The sequence below is a fragment of the Mesorhizobium atlanticum genome, from assembly GCF_003289965.1.
Lineage (GTDB): Bacteria > Pseudomonadota > Alphaproteobacteria > Rhizobiales > Rhizobiaceae > Mesorhizobium > Mesorhizobium atlanticum.
This window is the reverse complement of the sequence record NZ_QMBQ01000001.1, coordinates 384,235-402,866: the sequence shown is the minus strand read 5'-3', so window position 1 is coordinate 402,866 and position 18,632 is coordinate 384,235. Positions and strand designations below refer to the sequence as shown.

Annotated in this window: 22 protein-coding genes; 9 read left to right on the top strand and 13 right to left on the bottom strand. The window is 63.3% G+C overall.

From position 1 onward, the window contains the following. Window positions 1–52: 52 nt before the first annotated feature. Window positions 53–982: a LysR substrate-binding domain-containing protein gene (locus DPM35_RS02300; RefSeq protein WP_112125700.1), complete on the bottom strand. Its 930-nt coding sequence runs from the start codon at window positions 980–982 to the stop codon at window positions 53–55. A gap of 84 nt (window positions 983–1,066) precedes the next feature. Between DPM35_RS02300 and DPM35_RS02295 the strand changes: the two genes are divergently transcribed. Beyond that, entirely contained in the window at window positions 1,067–1,984 is a 918-nt protein-coding gene (locus tag DPM35_RS02295) for a fatty acid desaturase family protein (RefSeq protein WP_112125699.1), read from the top strand. Between the two features lie 126 nt (window positions 1,985–2,110). Here the strand turns inward: DPM35_RS02295 and DPM35_RS02290 are convergent, their stop codons facing one another. The 7 genes from DPM35_RS02290 to ygfZ all read right to left on the bottom strand — a co-directional run bounded on the left by DPM35_RS02290 (window position 2,111) and on the right by ygfZ (window position 9,740). Then, a complete protein-coding gene (locus tag DPM35_RS02290) occupies window positions 2,111–4,102 on the bottom strand; it encodes a putative bifunctional diguanylate cyclase/phosphodiesterase (RefSeq protein WP_245431401.1) in 1,992 nt (663 codons plus the stop codon). Window positions 4,103–4,362: 260 nt separating this feature from the next. Then, window positions 4,363–4,986, bottom strand: coding sequence for a class I SAM-dependent methyltransferase (locus tag DPM35_RS02285; protein WP_112125697.1), 624 nt, complete (start codon window positions 4,984–4,986; stop codon window positions 4,363–4,365). Window positions 4,987–5,079: 93 nt separating this feature from the next. Beyond that, a complete protein-coding gene (locus DPM35_RS02280; protein ID WP_112125696.1) occupies window positions 5,080–5,931 on the bottom strand; it encodes an SDR family NAD(P)-dependent oxidoreductase in 852 nt (283 codons plus the stop codon). A 257-nt stretch (window positions 5,932–6,188) separates the two neighbouring features. Further along, window positions 6,189–7,229 carry an AraC family transcriptional regulator gene (locus DPM35_RS02275; protein ID WP_112125695.1) on the bottom strand — a complete coding sequence of 347 codons (1,041 nt, stop codon included), beginning with the start codon at window positions 7,227–7,229 and terminating at the stop codon, window positions 6,189–6,191. Between the two features lie 20 nt (window positions 7,230–7,249). Then, on the bottom strand, window positions 7,250–8,080 hold the full coding sequence (locus DPM35_RS02270; protein ID WP_112125694.1) for an oxidoreductase: 831 nt from the start codon (window positions 8,078–8,080) through the stop codon (window positions 7,250–7,252). Window positions 8,081–8,238: 158 nt separating this feature from the next. Beyond that, a complete protein-coding gene (locus DPM35_RS02265; RefSeq protein WP_112125693.1) occupies window positions 8,239–8,877 on the bottom strand; it encodes a YfbR-like 5'-deoxynucleotidase in 639 nt (212 codons plus the stop codon). Beyond that, window positions 8,877–9,740 carry a CAF17-like 4Fe-4S cluster assembly/insertion protein YgfZ gene (gene ygfZ, locus DPM35_RS02260; RefSeq protein WP_112125692.1) on the bottom strand — a complete coding sequence of 288 codons (864 nt, stop codon included), beginning with the start codon at window positions 9,738–9,740 and terminating at the stop codon, window positions 8,877–8,879. The genes DPM35_RS02265 and ygfZ overlap by 1 nt, the downstream gene beginning before the upstream one ends. Window positions 9,741–9,825: 85 nt before the next feature. Between ygfZ and DPM35_RS02255 the strand changes: the two genes are divergently transcribed. The 4 genes from DPM35_RS02255 (at window position 9,826) to DPM35_RS32760 (ending at window position 12,213) form a co-directional block, all read left to right on the top strand. Further along, window positions 9,826–11,157: a dihydroorotase gene (locus tag DPM35_RS02255; RefSeq protein ID WP_112125691.1), complete on the top strand. Its 1,332-nt coding sequence runs from the start codon at window positions 9,826–9,828 to the stop codon at window positions 11,155–11,157. A gap of 51 nt (window positions 11,158–11,208) precedes the next feature. Further along, entirely contained in the window at window positions 11,209–11,433 is a 225-nt protein-coding gene (locus tag DPM35_RS02250; protein WP_112125690.1) for a hypothetical protein, read from the top strand. Window positions 11,434–11,500: 67 nt separating this feature from the next. Next, window positions 11,501–11,779: a nucleotidyl transferase AbiEii/AbiGii toxin family protein gene (locus DPM35_RS32765; protein WP_245431400.1), complete on the top strand. Its 279-nt coding sequence runs from the start codon at window positions 11,501–11,503 to the stop codon at window positions 11,777–11,779. 8 nt (window positions 11,780–11,787) lie between these two features. Beyond that, window positions 11,788–12,213 (top strand): nucleotidyl transferase AbiEii/AbiGii toxin family protein, encoded by a 426-nt coding sequence (locus DPM35_RS32760; protein ID WP_245431399.1) that lies wholly within the window; start codon window positions 11,788–11,790, stop codon window positions 12,211–12,213. Between the two features lie 9 nt (window positions 12,214–12,222). Here the strand turns inward: DPM35_RS32760 and DPM35_RS02240 are convergent, their stop codons facing one another. The 4 genes from DPM35_RS02240 to DPM35_RS02225 form a co-directional block, all read right to left on the bottom strand. Next, complete coding sequence (locus DPM35_RS02240) at window positions 12,223–13,014, bottom strand: hypothetical protein (protein ID WP_181591892.1); 792 nt, start codon at window positions 13,012–13,014, stop codon at window positions 12,223–12,225. Window positions 13,015–13,138: 124 nt separating this feature from the next. After that, complete coding sequence (locus DPM35_RS02235; protein ID WP_040984202.1) at window positions 13,139–13,396, bottom strand: hypothetical protein; 258 nt, start codon at window positions 13,394–13,396, stop codon at window positions 13,139–13,141. 354 nt (window positions 13,397–13,750) lie between these two features. Beyond that, entirely contained in the window at window positions 13,751–14,128 is a 378-nt protein-coding gene (locus tag DPM35_RS02230) for a TIGR02301 family protein (protein ID WP_112126206.1), read from the bottom strand. A gap of 71 nt (window positions 14,129–14,199) precedes the next feature. Beyond that, window positions 14,200–14,625 (bottom strand): NUDIX hydrolase, encoded by a 426-nt coding sequence (locus tag DPM35_RS02225; RefSeq protein ID WP_112126205.1) that lies wholly within the window; start codon window positions 14,623–14,625, stop codon window positions 14,200–14,202. Window positions 14,626–14,743: 118 nt separating this feature from the next. Here DPM35_RS02225 and DPM35_RS02220 point away from each other — a divergent pair, with 118 nt between their 5' ends. Then, window positions 14,744–15,505, top strand: a complete 762-nt coding sequence (locus tag DPM35_RS02220) for an SOS response-associated peptidase (RefSeq protein WP_112125688.1) — start codon at window positions 14,744–14,746, stop codon at window positions 15,503–15,505. A 109-nt stretch (window positions 15,506–15,614) separates the two neighbouring features. On the opposite strand, the gene DPM35_RS02215 is transcribed toward DPM35_RS02220, so the two are convergent. Further along, on the bottom strand, window positions 15,615–15,770 hold the full coding sequence (locus DPM35_RS02215; protein ID WP_112126204.1) for a hypothetical protein: 156 nt from the start codon (window positions 15,768–15,770) through the stop codon (window positions 15,615–15,617). Window positions 15,771–16,162: 392 nt separating this feature from the next. Here DPM35_RS02215 and cysS point away from each other — a divergent pair, with 392 nt between their 5' ends. The 3 genes from cysS (at window position 16,163) to DPM35_RS02200 (ending at window position 18,599) form a co-directional block, all read left to right on the top strand. Beyond that, the gene (gene cysS, locus DPM35_RS02210; protein ID WP_112125687.1) at window positions 16,163–17,614 is read left to right on the top strand and encodes a cysteine--tRNA ligase; all 1,452 of its coding nucleotides are present in this window, start codon (window positions 16,163–16,165) and stop codon (window positions 17,612–17,614) included. Window positions 17,615–17,817: 203 nt separating this feature from the next. Then, complete coding sequence (locus tag DPM35_RS02205) at window positions 17,818–18,216, top strand: endonuclease domain-containing protein (RefSeq protein WP_181591924.1); 399 nt, start codon at window positions 17,818–17,820, stop codon at window positions 18,214–18,216. Then, complete coding sequence (locus tag DPM35_RS02200) at window positions 18,213–18,599, top strand: VOC family protein (protein WP_112125685.1); 387 nt, start codon at window positions 18,213–18,215, stop codon at window positions 18,597–18,599. The genes DPM35_RS02205 and DPM35_RS02200 overlap by 4 nt, the downstream gene beginning before the upstream one ends. The last annotated feature ends 33 nt before the right edge of the window (window positions 18,600–18,632 follow it).

Below are 18,632 nucleotides of genomic sequence, written 5' to 3'. Positions count from 1 at the left end.
GAAAAACGGGCGGGCGCGAAGGACTGGTGCTCCGTTGCCCGAATTCCCTGAACTACGTCTCGGAGGACTGGGCGCCCAGCGCCGGCGATCCGACGGTGCGCCGGCATTCCCCGATCAGCCATTCGCGGAACGCAGCCACGACATCGCGCCTTGCGCTGCGTTCCGGAATGGTCAGGCAATAGGGCTGGCGCAACGCCAGCGATCGGGCCACGGGCCGGACCAGCCTTCCATCCTCCAGCGCCTGGGCGCAATAGATGCCTTGCGCCAGCGCCACGCCCAGTCCTGAAATGGCGAGATCGAGCGCTGCCCGAGACGAGTTCGCGGAGAGACCGCGCTGTATCGCGCGGTCCGGCTCGCTTCCCGCCGCCTCGAACCAGTTGCGCCAGGAGGGGAAGGACGCACCGGTCGGACCCCAGTCGGTGTGAATGAGCGGCAGGCCGGCAAGGCCGTCGGATCTGGTCGCGCCGGAAAGCGTCGGGGCGCAAACGGGGTAGACGGTATCCCTGACGATTTCCTCGGTCGGATGCTGCCGGTAATGGGGACCGTAAGAGAGGCGGATGTCGATCAATTCGTGATCGAATGGCACCGGATCGTCGTCGCCTCTAAGCGATATGTCGGCGGCGCCATGGCCGGCGACAAAACCGGCGAGCCGCTCCGAGAGCCAGCCCATCGCCATGGAAGGCGGCACTGAAATGACGAGCCTTGGCCGGAATGCATCGCCGCCGACATCCCTTGCGACGCTGCCGATCTCCCGGAAGGCCATGCTGAGCCTCGGCAGCATCTCCACGCCGGCCTCGGTCAGCACGGCCCGCCGGTTGACCCGGTGGAACAGTTTTCGGCCCAGCTGTTCCTCGACGGTACGGATGAGTTGGCTGACGGCCGCCGCTGAAACCGACAGCTCGTCCGCCGCGGCCGCGAAGCTGCCGGTGCGTGCTGCGGCCTCGAAGGCCTGAAGTCCACGCAAGGAGGGAAGGGCGACCATGCGATTCCAAAAGATAAGGCGATCTTATCTATTTCACAGAAATCCTCGTTTTTCGAAAGGTTTCTTTCTGAGTACCATGGCTGCATGAACGCAATCGACCATCACGAAACCGTAGACCATCGCCAGGTGATAGCCTCGCTGACCAATGACGAACGCAGCCGGCTGACCGGTAAATCCGATGGGCCGGGCCTTGTCCAGTTTGCGCTCCATCTCGGCGCGATCGTCGCCCTTGGCGCGCTGATCGCGGCCAAGGTGCCGTTCTGGCCGGTCCTGATGCTGCCGCAGGGCATCCTGATCGTCTTCCTGTTCACGCTGCTCCATGAGACCGTGCACAGGACGGCGTTCGAAACGCAGTGGCTTAACGATATCCTCGCGCGGTTCTGTAGCCTGGCGATCGCGCTGCCCGCCGACTGGTTCCGCTACTTCCACTTCGCCCATCACCGCTTCACCCAGGACCCCGAGAACGATCCGGAGCTCGCCTTCCCGAAGCCCGAGACATTGCGGCAGTACCTCGTCCACGTCTCAGGGCTGCCGGTGTGGTGGGGCCACTTCAAGACGCTCTACACCAATGCAATGGGGCGCTGCCGGGACAGCTACGTGCCGCCCAAGGGTCTGCCGAAGGTGAAGGCCGAGGCGCGGGCGATGATCGCCTTCTATGTCGTCCTGCTGGCGCTCGCGGCCTGGTTCAAGGCGTCGGTGCTGCTCACTGTCTGGATCGTGCCGGCGCTGCTCGGCCAGCCGTTCCTCAGGCTCTATCTTCTGGCCGAGCACGGCCGCTGTCCCTTCGTCGCCAACATGCTGGAAAACACCCGCACGACGCTGACCAACTGGTTCGTGCGCAAGCTCGCCTGGAACATGCCTTATCATGCCGAGCATCACGCCTATCCGGGCGTGCCGTTCCACCAGTTGCCGGAATTCCACCGGCTGATCGAGCGGCACCTCAAGGTGGTCGAGCCGGGCTATGTGAGCTTCCACGAGAAGTACATCGAGGCGCTGCGCTAGAGCAATTCCAGGAAAGGTGTGAGCGGTTTTCCGTCCGGAATTGCGTGAAACAAAGGGATAGAGCGGTTCGCCGTTTCCGTGAAACGGTGAAACGCTCTAGGCGACCGGCGCGTTAACGGCCAGAAATTAGCCTGACTGGCGCAGCAGCGCCTGGGAACGGAGCAGCCGGCTCATGTCCGCCGCTTTGGCCGGCACGCCGATCAGATAGCCTTGCGCCTCGCCGCAGCCGGCCTTGCGCAGCATGTCGAGCTGCGCTTCGGTCTCGACGCCTTCGGCGGTGACGGTGATGCCGAGTTCGGCGCCAAGCCCGATCACCGTGCGCACGATCGCCGCCGTGTCGCGCCTGTCGAGGTCGCGGATGAAGGAGCGGTCGATCTTGATCTTGTCGACGGGGAAGCGTCTGAGATAGCCGAGCGAGGAATAGCCGGTGCCGAAATCGTCGAGCGCGATGCGCACGCCGAGGCCGCGCAATTGGCTGAGCGTCTTCAGCACCGCGTCACTTTCGTCCATCATCACCGTTTCGGTGATTTCGAGCTCCAGGCGGTTGGCCGGCAGGCCCGAAAAGGCGAGCGCTGAGATCACGCTGCGGGCGAAGCCGCCGCTCTTGATCTGCGCGGCCGAGACGTTGACGGCCATCCGCATCTCCGGCGGCCAATGGGCAGCCACGCTGCAAGCCTTGCGAAGCGCCCAGTCGCCGAGCTGCACGATCAGCCCGGTCTCCTCGGCGGCGGGGATGAAGTTTTCAGGCGACACCAGGCCGCGCGATGGCGAGCGCCAGCGCATCAGGGCTTCCGCGCCGACAATTTCGCCGGAACCGATGTTGAGGATCGGCTGGAAATCGAGCTCGAACTCGCGCTTGGAAAGGGCTGCTTCGAGATCCAATTCAAGCGCGCGGCGCTCCCGCATCAGGGCATCCATGCCCGGCTCGAAGAAGCGATAGACATTGCGACCTTCGCTCTTGCCCCGGTAGAGCGCCATGTCGGCGTTGGTGAGCAGCGTGTCGGCATCGTGTCCGTCGCCGGGATAGAGCGCGATGCCGAGGCTCACGCCCACATGCATTTCGCGTCCCTTGTCGCGATAGGGTTTGCCGACGATCTCGACGATGCGCTTGGCGAGCTTTTCTGCGTCGGCAGCGCTCTTGATGCCGAACTGGATGATGGCGAACTCGTCGCCGCCGAAGCGGGCCACCATATCCTTGCTGCTGCGCACGGCGTGCAGCAGCCGCTTGGCGACGCATTTCAGCAGCCAGTCTCCGGCCGGGTGGCCGAATGTGTCGTTGACTGCCTTGAAGCGGTCGAGGTCGAGCGAGAGGATCGCCAGCGGCTTGGCCTTGGCCTCGCCAAGCGCCTGGTCCAGCTTTTCGCGAAACATCGAGCGGTTGGGCAGGTTGGTCAGCGTGTCGTGATGCGCAAGATGCGTCATGCGCTCCTCGGCGCGCCGCTGCTCGGTAACATCGTCGAAAGTCACCACCCAGCCGCCGCCCATCGGCTGGCGTACGACGAGGAACGTCCTGCCGTCGGATAGGTAGCGGTAGGTCGAGTGCATCTTCCCCGCCTGCAGGCAGGTTTGGGTCTTGGCGACTTCGCTGTCGACGTCGAGCTTGGTGTAGATGCCGAGCTCCAGCAGCCGTTCGAGCGCGTCGCGATGCGTCGTTCCATAGGGGAAGTCCGCCGCGGCGACCTTGTAGAGTTCCAGAAAACGCTGATTGCGCACGATCATCTTGCCGTCGGCGTCATACATCAGCAGGCCTTGCGACATGTTGGCCAAAGCGGCGTCGAAGCGGCGGTGCTGCTCCTTCAGCTCCTCTTCGGCGCGACGCTGCACGGTCACGTCCTCATAGATCGACACCCAGCCGCCGGAAGCCAGCGGGCGATGCGAGATGACGATGATGCGTCCGTCCGCCAGCGTCTCCTCATAAGTCGAAGGCGCGGCGCCGTCGATGTAAGGCTTGCGAACGGCATAGAGTTCTTCGGCGCTTTGCGAGGCGACGCCGACATCGACGCTGTGTTGCAGAATGTCGAAGAAGCGGATGCCAGGCTTCACCACCTTGGCGTCGAGGCGGAAGAGGTCGATATAGTTCCGGTTGCAGATGATCATCCGCTCCTCAGCGTCGAACATGCATAGCCCATGCGACATGTTCTCGACGGCGGCCGCGAAACGCTCGTTCTGGGCACGAAGTTCTTCGGCTATTCGTCGAACCGGGCCAACAGCGGCCGCTCTTCGCTTTCCGGCGACCGAACCAGTCTTGACATGTGCGCCGGGCATGAGCACGCCTTCGGACCGTGACCGAACGCAATACTGTCCTGCTCGCCGGTTAATTTAGCGTTCTTTTATAGGGTTGAATTCACAACAGGAACCTTGCCTTTGGCCGAGCGTCATCAGGCGCTCGTCCAGGATGGTTCTCCCGCACCGCTGAAAGCCGCGGCCTTCTTCTTACCGCTTGGGCGCCTGGAGATCCTGTAGACGGAGGCAGGCGGAACGTTCAACATCGTACGCCCGACATGCGTCGCGATAAGGTCCAGTCCTTCGAGGATAGGTCGCGCAACCGGACAACGAGGCCCATAGGTGAATTGGTAGAATGCCGCTCCGGGCCGCAGATGCGCGAATGCACCGTCGAGGATTGCTATCACCTTGTGGTCGGGCATGCTCAACAGCGGCAAGCCGCTGATCACCGCCCCCACCGGCGCATCACGATATTCCAACTCTCCGACGCGAGCCGCGTCCATCCGCAGCACATGCGCCCCAGGATATCGAGCTTCCAGATGCCGCGCGAAATTCTCACCATATTCAATCAAGGTGAGGTCTTCCGGTCGCACGCCGCGCTCGAGGAGTTTTGCCGTGAAGACGCCGGTGCCGGGTCCCAACTCGATCACCCGCCCCGTGCCGGAGGTGATATCCTGGGTGATGATCCCCGCCAACGCGTTGCCGGATGGAGCGATGGCTGCCACTCGCAGCGGTGCGGCCATCCAGGACCGAAAGAACATCCAGAAATCGCCTTGCATTGAGCCTCCTCGGAAGAGCCTGTGAGCTTCTTGAATGGATGTCGTAGCCGACAAAGCGAGAGTTGCCGGCCCTGGACCCCGCGCCGGATCTTGCTAAAGCGACGCGATGGCGTGTTTCCTCGATGTGCCCTGAGCCGCGTTCGACAGGGCCTCCCACGCTTCCCAGGTGGCCAGACGGTCGGCATAGGCTGCGCGGGCGGCCGGCAGGCCTTCGGTGCCGACAAAGAAGCGCAGCGGCGGCTCCTGCAGATCGACGATATTCAGCACGGCTTCGGCCGTGGCCTGCGGATCGCCGAATTCCATTGCCGCGCCCGCGGCGAAGACCTGAGCCTTGAGGGCCGCATAGGCCTCAAGGCTGCCGGACATTCTGAGCGACGATTGGCTGGAGAAATCCGTTGCATAGGCGCCGGGCTCCAGCAGCGTCACCTTGATGCCAAAGCTCTTGACCTCCTGGGCGAGGCTTTCGTGCAGAGCCTCGAGCGCCCATTTGGAGGCGTTGTAAAAGCCTACGATAGGGCTCGCCACGATGCCCGAGACGCTGGAGACGGCCAGGATATGGCCGCTGCCTTGCTCACGCAGCAATGGCAGGGCGGCCTGGATTACATGTAATGCACCGAAGAAGTTGGTTTCGAACTCGGCGCGAATGGCCACTTCAGCCGCTTCTTCCACCGCACCGACCAGCGCGTAGCCGGCATTGTTAAGGACGACATCGAGACGGCCGAAATGGCGATGTGCCTGCTCGACCACATCGGTGACCTGCTCGCTGTCGGTCACGTCCAGGGCCAGCGACAACACGGCGTCGCCGTAACTCTTCTTGAGGTCAGCGAGGCTTGCAGGGTTGCGAGCGGACGCCGCCACCCTGTCGCCGCGCCTCAACGCGGCCTCGGCCCAGATGCGGCCGAAGCCGCGCGATGCGCCTGTGATGAACCAAACTTTGCCGGACATGATCTTTCCTCGTCATTCGCGAAGGCTGGGGTTACTCGACGAGGATTTGGATAGCGGCTGTGGGCGGGCGGCACAGTGACGGAGGGCGCCAATCCACTTGCACAAAACGCCAGTGGCGCGGCGCATTCCAAGATTGTGCCGAACGGATGCACGGCTGCAACTGGAGCAATTCCACGAAAAGCGAGCAGTTTTGCCGCCCGAAATTGCGTTGAAACGATGGGATAGAGCGGTTCGCCGTTTCTGTGAAACGGTGAAACCTAGTGTATGAAGCTGCCCGGAACCTGTTTCGAGCTATCGAAATTGAGTTCCCGCCAGCGATTGGGAGTCGTGCCCTCCCACTCGCGAAACGCGCGGTAGAAGGAACTCGCATCCTGATAGCCGAGCAGGCAGGCGACCTCGTCGATGTCGGCTGTCGGATCCGACAGCAGCTGCCGGCCGAGTTCCTGTCGGGCGTTGATGAGAAGCTCGCGGAAACTGGTTCCTTCCTCGGTGATGCGCCGCTGCAGCGTGCGTTCGCTCATCCCAAGCTCGCGCGCGATGTCGGAGAGCTCCGGCCTTCCACTCGCCAAGCTCCGTTTCAACACGACCTTCACCTGCTCAGCAATCGAGCTTTGCGCGCCAAGCTCGCCGAGCGCGGCGGCCAGCGCAGGCGTGAGGATCTCGAGAAGCTCTGGATTGTGGCCCGGAAAGGGACGGTCGAGATCGGCGGAACGCAGGACCAGCAAGTCGCGCGCGGCGCCGTAGCGGACCGGACATCCGAAATAGGCCCGATGCGCGCCGCTCTTGTCGTCAGGGCGCGTCAACTCGACACGAAGCGGGACAAGATGCTGCCCCGTTCCCCGCCGGCCGAGCTCGACGAGAAAGGCAAAGGCGACGTCGGTTGCGACCGCAGGCGTCGGCTCGTTGGCGTAAAGCCACTCGGAACTTATCATGCATTCGCCGTTCTCGTCGGCGACATGCAACTGCTCGGGCGAGCAAAGTCGCTTGAAGCGAGCAATCCGGGCGATGCCGTCGCGATAGTTCCGAGCGTGGAAAGCGGCGAGCGTGGAAGGCGGGTGGATCGCGGTATCGGCGACCTCGACCAGCCGGATGCCCAGATCCGATTGCGCGTAGAGTTCCTCGAGAGCCCTCCACAGCGCGAAATACTGAGCGGTCGTGACGAAGGCTTGTTCGTTGAGGTGGAGGGTGGCGGGAAGCCGGGCCTGGCGCAACACAGCCGGCGCGGGCAGGCCCAGACGCTCCACGGCACGCCAGAAGGCCCGAGGCACCTTGCATTTGTCGCCTGGAACTCCGCTCATGCCCGTTCTCCCGGCTCCGCTCATCGCATCTGGCTGAGGATGAGGCGATCGAACATGCGGTCACCGAACCATTTTCTCACACCGATCATCATCTTCGCATATTTGCCGGCGGCGTAGCGCGTTCGTGGCCTGGCCGAGCTTATGGCGGCCGAGACGACTTCGGCGATCACGCTCGGATCGCTGCCGCGGCCATGGCCATAGCTTGCTCGGGTCGTCTTCGCCACGGCCTGCGTCACCTTCGCATAGGCGCCGCTTCCGGATCGCTTCAGAAGCCCATCCGCGACCACATCGCCGAATCCAGTCTCGATCAGGCCGGGTTCGACGACCACGACCTTGATACCGAAGGGAGCGAGCTCGAGCCGCAGACTGTCAGACCAGCCTTCCAGCGCATGCTTGGTCGCGTGATACCAGGCGCCGAGCAAGGTGTAGATCTTGCCGCCCATCGAGGTGATGTTGACGATCGTGCCGGCTTTCCTTCGGCGCATCGATGGCAGCAGAAGCTGCGTCAGGCGGGCCGGGCCAAAGACGTTCACCTCGAACTGGTAGCGCGCTTCATCGATGCCGATTTCCTCGACCGGCCCGTAAAGCCCAAAACCGGCATTGTTGACCAGGACATCGACGCCGTCGACTTCGGCAAGGATGTTGGCAACAGCCGCCTCGATATCGGCGTCCTTCGAAATGTCCATGCGCAATGCGCGCGCGCCCAACGCAGCGAGGTCGTCCATCTTCTCGATCTGGCGCGCGGCAACATAGACCTGATATCCGTCCCGGATCAGGCGCCTGGCGATTTCCTTGCCCATGCCGGACGACGCGCCGGTCACAAGGGCTGTCTTTCTCTTCCTGTCAAACATGATTGCCTCTTGATCTTGCATGACCAGGATCTAGGGGCAGGCGCTCGCCCATTCAGTGACGAAGCACGCCATTGCGGTGGCAGATTACGCCAACCTGCGCCGCTTTTCATGAAACTGATTGGCGGTTGTGTCCAGTGACGGTCGCCGGCGTGCCTTGTTTAGCTTGCCGAGCTGGCGGCAAGCGAGGACTGGCGCCTGGCTTCGAGCGTCTTGAAACGCTTGAGGAAAGCCGTTTGCGCCCAGGTGACGGATTTTGCCGTGAAGTCGAAACGGTCGGCGGAGAAGCCGCGCGGCCGGCCGAAATACTCCGTCGCTTCCGCCGTCGAGAAGCCGGCCAGCAGCGTCGCTTCGAAATAGGCGGCGATCTGGTCGGCGCGCTTGATGTCCTTGCGCAAGGTCGCGCTGAGCTCCGCCGGCAGCGAGAAACGCAGATGGATCGCGCGCTGCAGGCGTAGCTCGCAATCCTTGTAGGAGCCGCCCATTACCGATTTGAACGGCGAGATCATGTCGCCGATGACATATTCCGGCGCGTCGTGCAGAAGCGCGGCAAGCCGCGCTTCGGCCGTGGCCTGCGGTGCCAGCTCGCCATAGAGCGCTTCAACCAGCAACGAATGCTGCGCGACCGAAAAGGCATGCTCGCCGCTGGTCTGGCCGTTCCAGCGGGCGACGCGGGCAAGCCCATGCGCGATATCGGCAATCTCGATGTCGAGCGGCGAGGGGTCGAGCAAGTCGAGCCGCCGCCCCGAAAGCATGCGTTGCCAGGCGCGCGGCGGCGCGCCGGCCCGGTCGGCCGCCATCAGGCCTCCTCCGCGCTGACCGCGCCTTCAGGGAAGGAGAACTTCGCCCAGGCGGGGATCGCGAGCGTAACCGGAACATCGCCCGCCATGATCACCTCGCCGGCATCGACCGCCGCCTTGACGCGATCGGTGCGGGCAATGGCGAGCCCGGTCCTGCCGCTAACCGAGCCGAGCGCGCCCACCGGCCGGCCGGCGACGGTGAGCTCGGTTCCCGAAGCGGGCAGGAGGCCGTCGGCATACGCGATCAGCACGCGGCGCCGCGCAGTGCCGCGATGCTGCATGCGCGAAACCACTTCCTGGCCGATATAGCAGCCCTTCTTGAAGCCGACGCCGCCGGTTTCGTCGAGCAGAACGTCATGCGGGAAGGCATCGCCGAGCTGGTAGTCGGAGCCGCTTTCGGCGACGCCATTGGCGATGCGAACGGCTTTCCAGCCATCAGGATCGCCACCGTCCCTTGCCCCGCCGCCATAAGCACGGCTTACCGCCACATCGCGAAAACGCGTGTCGGCAAGCGCGGTTGAATCGGAAGATGAGGCGGTTGAATCATCGCCCCACGCGACCGTGACAACCACCTGATCCTGCCTGGCAATCTCGGCTTTTGCCCTTAGCCGATAAAGCATCAGCCGGCGCACGAAATCGTCGGCGATGTCGGCCCGGCAGTCGACCCAGAAACTGTTGTCGCCGGCGCGCGAGATCAGGAAATCGAACAGGATCTTGCCCTGCGGCGCCAGCAGCGCGCCGGGCTTCGCCTGGCCCGGCCCGAGCGTGTCGAGATCGGTGGTGAGGATGTTCTGCAGGAAATGCTCGGCGTCGGGGCCGGAAACGGAAATGAGCGCGCGGTCTTTGAGCTGGGCAAAGGGCATGAGGGTAAAATCGGCCTGATCTTGCAAAACGTTCGGTCATTACGTAAGCCGGCCACACTCCCCCCGCAAGAGATTGGACCTGCCCATGGCAACCACCTTCGACCTCATCCTGACAGGCGGCACCGTGGTCAACCATGACGGGGAGGGTCGCCGCGACATCGGCGTGAAGGGCGGACGCATCGCGCGGATAGGCGATCTCGGCCAGGCCTCGGCCGGCGAAACCATCGACTGCGCGGGCCTGCACATCCTGCCGGGCGTCGTCGACAGCCAGGTGCATTTCCGCGAGCCGGGGCTGGAGCACAAGGAAGATCTGGAGACGGGTTCTCGCGCGGCGGTGCTGGGCGGCGTCACCGCCGTCTTCGAAATGCCCAACACCAATCCTTTGACCACCACCGAGGCGGCGCTCGCCGACAAAGTGCGCCGCGCCACCGGCCGCATGCATTGCGATTTCGCCTTCTGGGTCGGCGGCACGCGCGACAATGCTCGCGATGTCGGCGAACTGGAACGGTTGCCGGGAGCGGCCGGCATCAAAGTGTTCATGGGTTCGTCCACCGGCGACCTTCTGGTCGAGGACGACGAAGGCGTCGCCTCGATCCTGCGCAACACCCGCCGCCGCTCCGCCTTCCATTCGGAAGACGAATTCCGTCTGCGCGAGCGGCTCGGCGAGCGCGTCGAGGGCGATCCGTCGTCGCATCCCGTCTGGCGCGACGAGATCGCAGCACTTCGCTGCACCGAGCGTCTGGTGCGCATCGCCAGGCAGACGCGCGCGCGCATCCATGTGCTGCATATCTCGACGGCCGAGGAGATCGTCTTCCTCGAACAGCACAAGGATGTCGCGACCTGTGAGGCGACGCCGCATCATCTGACGCTGACGGCGGACGACTATGCCAGGCTTGGCACGCTGCTCCAGATGAATCCGCCGGTCCGAGCCGCCCGCCACCGCGATGGCGTCTGGCATGGCATTGTGCAAGGAATCGTCGATGTGCTTGGCTCCGACCACGCGCCGCACACGCTGGCCGAGAAGGCGAAGCCCTATCCGGCCTCGCCGTCGGGCATGACCGGCGTGCAGACGCTGGTGCCGATCATGCTCGATCACGTCAATGCCGGCCGGCTCACCTTGCAGCGCTTCGTCGACCTTTCCAGCCACGGCCCGCAGCGCATCTTCGGCATGGCCAGGAAGGGCCGCATCGCCGCCGGCTACGATGCCGATTTCACCATCATCGACCTGAAGCGGCGCGAGACCATCACCAACGCCCAAGCCGGTTCCAAGGCCGGCTGGACGCCCTATGACGGCAGGGAGGTCACCGGCTGGCCGATCGGCACCATCGTGCGCGGCAATCGCGTCATGTGGGAAGGTGAGATCACGACACCCAGCCAGGGCAGGGCGGTGGAGTTTTCAGAGGCGCTGCCGGCTTAGCCCTGCCAAAAATTGGATTTGTTAAGCGCTCTGCATTATCTTGCAGGCGCTATGACCGAGAACATCGCGCCGATCATTCCTGCAGAGTTTCCGGAGCTTCAGGCGCTCGCCTGGAACCGCGATGTCGCGCGCCCCATCCCAGCGAAAGAGGCCTTTGCGCTTTACGAGCGCAATTGGCGCTTTGTCGATCAAAAGCGCCTTACGGCGCGTGAGAAGCTGCTTATCAGGAAGTTGGCTGACGAATTCGGCCACGGTATCCTTCTGACCACATCGTGATAATCCATCTTTCTGTCCTCGACGCGTGCAACCGCTGCGCCCGACGGGAATATTGCGGGTAGAAATCATGAAGGCGTTCGGAAAACCGGAACACAGGATTATCGCTGAAGCCCTCGGACTGATGGATCGTGACTTCCTGACGGCCACTCAATGCTGGTTTGGCGGAGGCACGGCCATCGTCATGAAACTTGGCGAGTATCGTCGGTCACTGGATCTGGATTTCCTTTGCGCCGACGCCAGCGGCTACCGCGAGCTGCGGACACGGGCCTCGGAACTTGGCGTTCGGGCCTTCTTCCCTGAGCCCATCGAAGCCGTCCGGGATTTCCAGATCGACCAATATGTCTGAGGACCGTCGTGCGCCTCAAAGGGCAACTGATCCGGTTCGAAGTCGTCCGGAAGGGCCGCGTCGATTTGCGTGGTCATTTTGACGACGATCTTGAGATACCGGCCCTTGTTCCTGCGGATATGTTCGCGGAGAAGCTGCTGGCGAATGCCGATCGATGCCAGGATCGTGCTGTCGCATATCGAGATGCCTTCGATCTCGGGATGCTGGTTAAAGCGTATGGGCAAATCCCAACCGAAGCCCTCGACAAGGCGCAAGCCGCCTACGGCCCCGACGTCGAACGCAAAGTCGTTTGGGTTATCGACAAGCTCCGGGACAAAGGCGAACTACGCGCCGCGGCCGACGTCCTTCAAATGGATGTCGCGGTGGGAACCGACGCTATTTCGGCCTTGCGGAAGGAAGCGGCTCGCCTATGGCCGGAGGCCGCCAAGGAGTAAGTTCTCGCCTCAATCCCCGGCCACAAAGAACAGCCACTGTCCTGTCGGCGTGATGCCGACGCGGTAGAAGATGTAGGCGCCGAACTGCTTCATGTCGTCATAGTCGCTGGCCGTGACCAGCTTGAACAATTCGACGCGTTGCCTGGCGTCGAGCTTGTCGAGCGGCAGCGCGAAGAAATATGGCCAGACATAGAGTTCCTGCGGCGTGCCCGTGTCGACATGCACATAGCCGGCCGAAAGCACCTCTTCCAGGATGGCGAGGATTTCCTGGCCGTCGCTGTCGCCAGAAAGGCCCTTGAGGAAGGTGATCGGGTCGCCGTCGATGTCGCCCAGCGACAATTGCGTCATGGAATCGCCCTTGCCGATCAGCGGCCGCAGCTTCTCGATGTCGCCGGTCCGGCAGGCCTCGATGATCAGCCCATGCATGCGCTTGACCGGTTCGGGGAGCGTGTCGAGGTCGTAGACGACCGCCGGCGGCGGTTGATCAGGATCGGCGCGCGGGCTGGTGATGCCGCCATTGGCCGGCGGCGTTTCCGGCTCCGACTTGTCGGTGTCGTCTGCCGGCTGGCCGCCGTCCGTGGGTTTGGAGCCGGGCGCTTCCGGTATCGGCACGGTCGCGCCGGGCGCGGCGCTGCCGCTGTTGGCGGGCGGGGTCACCGGGGAAGGCAGGTCCTCGCGCTGGATCTCGCTCAGTGCGTAGGAAGGCGTGCTGGCGAGGCACAAAGGCAGCGCAAGGCAGGAAGCGGCGACCAGGATGTTGAGGGTCAGCCCGCGCGGCCGGCCTGACATCGAAAATCTCACCGCTTGCCTCTCCATTGTTACCCGTCCGGGCGGCGCCTTGAATGGTCAAGCGCATGGGCATGATGCCTAAACGGCGTGCCCTCGTCAAAAGTCACTGTCGAAAAGTCGCTATAAAAACAGGTGACTAGTGCTTCAGCCGTTCCGGCTCGAAGGCGCCGGCTATCACCTTTTCCCGCATGCGGTCGAGCAGCGCCAGCGCCGAGGTCTCGCCATTGGCGCGCAACATCTCGCCGAAAGCTGTCTCCAGTGCCGCCTCGGCGATGATTTCCGGTTCGATGCCGGCCGACAGGCCTTCCGCCCAAGCCTCGCTGTGGCTCTCAACGGCGGTCAGGCGTTTTTCTTCCCTGACCAATGCGTCGATGTCGCTGACACCATGTTCCATTGCGATGTCCACCTTACTGCAAGCAGCGATCCAACAATGGACCCGGCTTGGGCTGTCAGTTCGTCCGCAGTCTCAATTAAGTCATTGTAAATACGACATTTTTAGGGTCGAAATTCACATTATCGGCGAGACTGCGCTCAATCGATGCCGAGCTTAGCCGATTAGGCCGGCTTGCGGCATCAAAACCTTCAGTTTGAGTTAATTCCGCAATCGCGCGCTAACGTTTCATTAACACTGTTGCGGAACCGCAACAGATGATTGCACCAGAGCGGGACAGGAGACAATAAGGCAGGTCACATTGGCGCCGATTGTCGCAAGAAATCTGGGCAAAACGCGCTGGCCGCCCGAGCCGCCTCAATTCCCGTAGCGCGAAGCAATGTCGCGCGACAGCGTCTCGCCTTCCTTCATGTAGCGGGTAATGGCCGCGGTCGCCGAAGGCGTGCATTGGGTGTAGGTGCCGCTGAAGGAGCGGTAGCCGCGGTTGAAGGAGGCGATGAAGCGGGCGCGCCGGTCGGGGTCCGGATTTTCCGACTCGAGCAGCTTTTCCATTTCGACCCGCCACTGGTCGCCCTTTTCGCCGCACAGGTTGCGCAGGAAATGCAGCGATCCCAGCACTTCCGCCAGCCGCATCAGCCCCGGCTCGAACGGCGCCTCGGCGGCGCGCGCCGGGGCCGGCGTGGCAGTGATGCCGACGGCGAGGCACGCGGCGAGAAGTGGGGAAGCGCGGGTCATCAGAGCCTTGCGAAGAAGGGGCAAGGCTTTGTGGCGAAACATTTTGTCGCCTGCAAGGCCATTCTGGATGCTCACCGCGTGGCGCGTTGCTCGGGGCCGAGCAATTGCTCGGCGACCGAAAACACGTCGCCGGCAAGCGGCATCCCTGCCATTTCCGCCAGCGTGTAGAACGCCGCGGTCTCGGCATCGTCGCTGGCCACGGGTTCGCCGCCGGCATAGGCGGCGCCAAACACCGTCAGCAGGTAGTCGACCGCGTGATTCTCGCCGCTGCCGTCGATATGGATGTCGCGCAGCGGGCGGTAGTCGGTGGCTTCAAGTCCGGTCTCTTCCCGCAACTCCCGCGCGGCGGCTTGCGGCAAGGTCTCGCCCGGCTCGACCTTGCCGCCGGGATAGGCGTAAAGCCCTTTGGAAGGTGCGCGTGCACGCTTGACCAATAATACTGTCTTGCCCCGCACGACGGCAACGGAGACGGCCGGGACGATCTTTCTGGATTGCATGAGCGCCGATTTGTTCGCAGCCTTGTTGCGGACCGGTTGGTCCAATCTAGCTTTAGCCGTTGCGACATGGCGGTTCCATCGCCACTTTCATCGAACACCAACTGACGAGCCCAGATCCATGGCCGGACGCTTCGCCCTGACCGCCACGCCGGAACAGACCGCGGCCTTCCTGGGCCTTGCGGAACTGGAGGAATTTCCGCCCCGCTACAACATCGCGCCGACTCAGCCGGTGCTCATGGTGCTTGCCGGCCCGCAGCGCGAGCCGGGCTCAAACCTGCCGGACCGCCAGGCGATGCTGGTGCGCTGGGGGCTGATCCCGGCCTGGGTCGAGGACACCAGGGAATTCCCGCTGCTGTTCAACGCCCGCTCCGAGGGCGTTTTGCAAAAGGCCTCGTTCAAGACCGCCATGCGCCACCGCCGCGCTCTTGTGCCGGCATCGGGCTTCTACGAGTGGCAGCAATCGGGTTCGGCCAAGGGGCAGCCCTACTGGATTCGCCCGCGACGCGGCGGCGTGGTCGCCTTCGCCGGCCTGATCGAGACCTACTCCGAGCCTGGCGGTTCCGAGATGGACACCGGCGCGATCATCACGACTGAGGCCAATGCCGGCATTGCCCATATCCACGATCGCATGCCGGTGGTCATCGAGGAGCGCGACTTCGCCCGCTGGCTCGATTGCCGCACGCAGGAGCCGCGCCACGTGCTCGATCTGCTGAAGCCCGCCGAGCCGGATTTCTTCGAGGCGATACCGGTTTCCGACCTTGTCAACAAGGTCGCCAACACCGGGCCGGAGATCCAGGAGAGCGGCATCGTTTCGCCACAAGCCGAAAAGCCCAGGCGCCAGAAGCCTGGCGCGGACGAAAACCAGATGAGCTTGTTCTAGCGAAGGCTGCTTGCCCGAAAGGCTGCTTTGGGGCCTTCATCTCCAGGGCGCTCTTTGGCGCCCTCGTCGCCGGCGTCCCGTCGTCGGGGACCGCACCGGTTGCGCCGTTTCAGGCAGCGCGCGGCGAAACGATCTTCTGCGCGGGCTTCTTCTTCTTCGCGGTGTGGAGGAGGGCGGCGACGATGGCCGCCGGGCCGATCGCACGGTAGTGGCTGGCCAGTGCGGGCTGCGTTTGTCGGATCTGTTCTTGCTTGCTGCGAGCCATGTTTCTCTTCCCTGGTAACGGTTTCGTGTTCAGCGTTTGGCGGCTGATTCCGTCCAAATCGTGACATCTGGCGGTCCTAGCCGGCGAATGTTTCATCACTGTGCCGACATGTTTAATAAAATGTTTCGCCCCGTCTTTACCTGTGATCCAACGACATCTTTCCTAAGCCGAGCGACTTGACGGCAACACCCGCCGGCGCGATAAAGCCGCGCATGAAAACGTCTTTCGCCATTTGTGGCATTTGCATTATTGGCTAGCCTCGCGCTGGTCCGGACGTTTTCGCCTCATCTTCTCCTAGATTGGACAAACGCCCCGGCCAGCAGGCTGGAGCCTGTCTTGCGCCGTGGCGCAGGCAAGGCTCCGTCCAAATCTAAGGGATCGGAAGGGCACGCATGTCTGACGCATCGAAGGGCCTCAGCCTCTACAACACGCTGACGCGGACGAAGGAACCTTTCGTTCCGATCGACCCGCAAAATGTGCGCATGTATGTCTGCGGCCCGACCGTTTACGACTTTGCCCATATCGGCAATGCCAGGCCGGCGATCGTCTTCGACGTGCTTTTCCGCCTGTTGCGCCAACTCTACGGCGAGAAGCACGTCACGTATGTGCGCAACATCACGGATGTCGACGACAAGATAAACGCCAGGGCGCTGCGAGACTTCGGCGGCGAGATCGCGGCCGGAAAGCTCTCGCTCAACGACGCGATCCGCAAGGTCACCGAAAAGACGGCCGACCAGTACCACAAGGATGTCGCCGCGCTCGGCTGCCTTGAGCCGACCTACGAGCCGAGGGCCACCGAGTTCGTCGCGCCCCGCGCCGACGGCAAGGCCGACATGCTGTCGCTGATCCGCCAACTGATCGAGCGCGGCCACGCCTATGTCGCCGGCGGCGAGGTGCTGTTCGACACCGCATCGATGCCGGACTATGGCGAATTGTCGAAGCGAAATCTCGACGAGCAGCAGGCCGGCGCCCGCATCGCCGTCGACGAGCATAAGAAGAATCCGGGCGATTTCGTGCTGTGGAAATTGTCTTCGCCCGAAGAGCCCGGCTGGGAAAGCCCGTGGGGCAGGGGCAGGCCCGGCTGGCACATCGAATGCTCGGCCATGTCGGCCGCCTATCTCGGCGAGGTCTTCGATATCCATGGCGGCGGGCTGGACCTGATCTTCCCGCACCACGAGAACGAGATCGCCCAGTCGCGCTGCGCCCACGGCACCAAGGTCATGGCCAATGTATGGATGCACAACGGCTTCCTGCAGGTCGAAGGCCAGAAGATGTCGAAGAGCCTCGGCAATTTTTATTCGATCCACGAGTTGCTCGAGACCGAGACATTCGGCGGTAGGAAATGGCCAGGCGAGGTGCTCAGGCTGGCGATGCTGATGACGCATTACCGCGAGCCGATCGACTTTTCCGTGCGCAAGCTGGAGGAGGCGGAAAACACGCTGCGCAAATGGAAGCGCGCCGCCGATCTCGCGCCGGAGGCGGCGAAGGACCTGCCGGTCGAGGTGGTGGAAGCGCTATCCGACGACGTCGCCACCTACACCGCCTTCCAGCGGCTGACGCAGCTGGCCGGCGAGGCGGTCGATGCCGGCGGCGACGCCGGCAATGGCGCAGCCGCTTCGCTGAAGGCGGCGCTTGCCTTCCTCGGCTTCGATGTCGGCGCGGCCAAGGTGGACGAGGACGCGATCGGCAGGGCGATCGCCAAACGCTTGGAATTCATCGCCGCCAAGAACTGGTCCGAAGGCGACCGCATCCGCGACGAACTCCTGGCGCAGGGCGTTCAGCTCAAGGACGGCAAGGATCCTGTCACAGGCGAGCGCGTGACGACCTGGGAGATCAAGCGGTGAGGGTGGATGCTCTCATGATGGAGAGGTTGGAGCGAGGCCCCCCTCTCTGGCCTGCCGGACATCTCCCCCTCAAGGGGGGAGATTGGATGTCGCCCAGGCTTTCACCAATCGCGAACGTTGACGATTGGGTGCCGTCGGCGAAGCTGCTGATCTCCCCCCTCGAGGGGGGAGATGCCCGGCAGGGCAGAGAGGGGGGCCTCGCGATGACTCATCATCGGGTATCTCCCGTCAACCGCGGCAATGCGCGCAAGATGCGCAAGGCAATGACAGACGCCGAATTGAAGCTCTCGAATGAGGTCCGCGCCGATAGGCTGATGGGAATGGCGTTCAGGCGTCAGATGCCCATAGCCGGCTACATCGTCGATTTTGCCTGCCCCAAGAAGAAGCTGATCGTCGAACTGGACGGCTCGCAACATGCCTCGCCGGATGTCTCGGCGTCTGACGCTGCGCGAACCGCCACGCTCGAGGCGTTAGGCTGGACCATCCTGCGCTTCTGGAACGACGACGTGATCCGCGATATCGACAATGTCTGCCGGCACATCGTCATCGTGGCCGGCCTGGCCGATGCGCCCGCGCCACCAAGGGAGGAGCTCGTCATATGATCGATCATCTCGGCATCACCGTTTCAGATTTCGACGTGTCGAAATCCTTCTACGACAAGGCGATGGCGCCTCTGGGGGCTTCGCTGCTCTATATGGTGCCGCAGGAATATACCGGCGGCGCCAAGGTCGGCGGCTATGGCCGCGACCGGCCGGTGTTCTGGGTAAGCGCGGGCAAGGAAAAGCCGAAGGACCATCAGCACATCGCCTTCACCGCGCGCAGCCGCGCCGAGGTCGACGCCTTCCATGCGGCAGCGCTTGCCGCCGGCGGCAGGGACAATGGCGGGCCGGGCCTGCGTCCGCATTATCATCCCAATTACTACGGCGCCTTCGTCTTCGATCCCGACGGCAACAATGTCGAGGCGGTCTGCCATGATCCGGAGTGAGCCCCTAAAGCAGCCCATGAAACGGAGTGAGCG

Excerpts from the sequence above, each read along its gene's own strand:
- DPM35_RS02300 (WP_112125700.1), bottom strand. The coding sequence starts at position 982 with ATGGTCGCCCTTCCCTCCTTGCGTGGACTTCAGGCCTTCGAGGCCGCA.
- DPM35_RS02295 (WP_112125699.1), top strand. The coding sequence starts at position 1,067 with ATGAACGCAATCGACCATCACGAAACCGTAGACCATCGCCAGGTGATA.
- DPM35_RS02290 (WP_245431401.1), bottom strand. The coding sequence starts at position 4,102 with ATGTTCGACGCTGAGGAGCGGATGATCATCTGCAACCGGAACTATATC.
- DPM35_RS02285 (WP_112125697.1), bottom strand. The coding sequence starts at position 4,986 with ATGCAAGGCGATTTCTGGATGTTCTTTCGGTCCTGGATGGCCGCACCG.
- DPM35_RS02280 (WP_112125696.1), bottom strand. The coding sequence starts at position 5,931 with ATGTCCGGCAAAGTTTGGTTCATCACAGGCGCATCGCGCGGCTTCGGC.
- DPM35_RS02275 (WP_112125695.1), bottom strand. The coding sequence starts at position 7,229 with ATGAGCGGAGTTCCAGGCGACAAATGCAAGGTGCCTCGGGCCTTCTGG.
- DPM35_RS02270 (WP_112125694.1), bottom strand. The coding sequence starts at position 8,080 with ATGTTTGACAGGAAGAGAAAGACAGCCCTTGTGACCGGCGCGTCGTCC.
- DPM35_RS02265 (WP_112125693.1), bottom strand. The coding sequence starts at position 8,877 with ATGGCGGCCGACCGGGCCGGCGCGCCGCCGCGCGCCTGGCAACGCATG.
- ygfZ (WP_112125692.1), bottom strand. The coding sequence starts at position 9,740 with ATGCCCTTTGCCCAGCTCAAAGACCGCGCGCTCATTTCCGTTTCCGGC.
- DPM35_RS02255 (WP_112125691.1), top strand. The coding sequence starts at position 9,826 with ATGGCAACCACCTTCGACCTCATCCTGACAGGCGGCACCGTGGTCAAC.
- DPM35_RS02250 (WP_112125690.1), top strand. The coding sequence starts at position 11,209 with ATGACCGAGAACATCGCGCCGATCATTCCTGCAGAGTTTCCGGAGCTT.
- DPM35_RS32765 (WP_245431400.1), top strand. The coding sequence starts at position 11,501 with ATGAAGGCGTTCGGAAAACCGGAACACAGGATTATCGCTGAAGCCCTC.
- DPM35_RS02235 (WP_040984202.1), bottom strand. The coding sequence starts at position 13,396 with ATGGAACATGGTGTCAGCGACATCGACGCATTGGTCAGGGAAGAAAAA.
- DPM35_RS02230 (WP_112126206.1), bottom strand. The coding sequence starts at position 14,128 with ATGACCCGCGCTTCCCCACTTCTCGCCGCGTGCCTCGCCGTCGGCATC.
- DPM35_RS02225 (WP_112126205.1), bottom strand. The coding sequence starts at position 14,625 with ATGCAATCCAGAAAGATCGTCCCGGCCGTCTCCGTTGCCGTCGTGCGG.
- DPM35_RS02220 (WP_112125688.1), top strand. The coding sequence starts at position 14,744 with ATGGCCGGACGCTTCGCCCTGACCGCCACGCCGGAACAGACCGCGGCC.
- DPM35_RS02215 (WP_112126204.1), bottom strand. The coding sequence starts at position 15,770 with ATGGCTCGCAGCAAGCAAGAACAGATCCGACAAACGCAGCCCGCACTG.
- cysS (WP_112125687.1), top strand. The coding sequence starts at position 16,163 with ATGTCTGACGCATCGAAGGGCCTCAGCCTCTACAACACGCTGACGCGG.
- DPM35_RS02205 (WP_181591924.1), top strand. The coding sequence starts at position 17,818 with ATGACTCATCATCGGGTATCTCCCGTCAACCGCGGCAATGCGCGCAAG.
- DPM35_RS02200 (WP_112125685.1), top strand. The coding sequence starts at position 18,213 with ATGATCGATCATCTCGGCATCACCGTTTCAGATTTCGACGTGTCGAAA.